Annotated in this window: 1 protein-coding gene and 1 pseudogene; both read right to left on the minus strand. The window is 33.2% G+C overall.

Features of this window, described 5'->3' with window-relative positions; genetic code table 11:
* A pseudogene (locus tag ASV53_RS25895) lies at positions 1-301 on the minus strand (hypothetical protein); the annotation flags it as partial.
* The coding region (locus ASV53_RS24285; protein ID WP_141226326.1) for a nucleoid-associated protein at positions 294-793 on the minus strand (500 nt) is incomplete at its 5' end. The gene ASV53_RS24285 and the pseudogene ASV53_RS25895, both read right to left, overlap by 8 nt.

The following is a 793-nucleotide window of genomic DNA, read 5'->3' on the forward strand; positions in this document are numbered from 1 at the left end:
TTTCATTCTTATAAAAATTAAACTTGTTTCCATCATAAATGCTTAACTCGACTTTCAGTCCTGTACACTCTGCATTAGCTATAATATTGCCAGAAGTAGCATCATCCCAATTTATAGTGATTTCGCATTTCCTGAACTTACTAGCGTTCTCAAATAAGTATTTTAATGCTGTAGCTTGTTCAGAAGATAAAGTTACCTCCTCACTTAAACGTAAAATACCGTTCTCACAAGATATCTTATCTCCAAATAATTTGAAGAGTTTAACTGTATTATCAAACAGAACATCGACCTTATTAGTCATTTCTATCATCATCAAGTAAAGTAACTTGGAAAATGGCTGCTTTTACTTCAGGAGTGATCATGCGCCCTCTAATTATCACATCATCATTATCTTTATTAAATAATATAGGCTTATTTGAATCAGCTTCCACTCCAACTAACCCTATGTTTTCAAGATCGAAGTTAAGATTAAAAGCGTCCGTTGCGTAATAGATTTTAGCTAATTTTTCTACATTATTTTTTCTGGCTTCAAATGTCGCAGGCATTTCATACTTATCTCGCTTACTAAATTCGATAAAGCTATGTTTTTCTTCATCAGTACAAGTGCCCGGTAAATGAGATACTGCGATTTCATCAATCTTTGAAAGGTGGACTTCTTTACCTATATTATCTGTTAAGTACTTTACAAGCTGTGCTCTTGCACTTTTTTGCGTAGCACTATCTACATTGAATTGGTCTAAAAAATCCTTTAAAACTTCAGGTGCTTTATTCACAGCTTTAGCTGGAGTTATTT

Origin of the sequence: Photobacterium sanguinicancri (assembly GCF_002265265.1) — a bacterium.
GTDB classification, from domain to species: domain Bacteria; phylum Pseudomonadota; class Gammaproteobacteria; order Enterobacterales; family Vibrionaceae; genus Photobacterium; species Photobacterium sanguinicancri.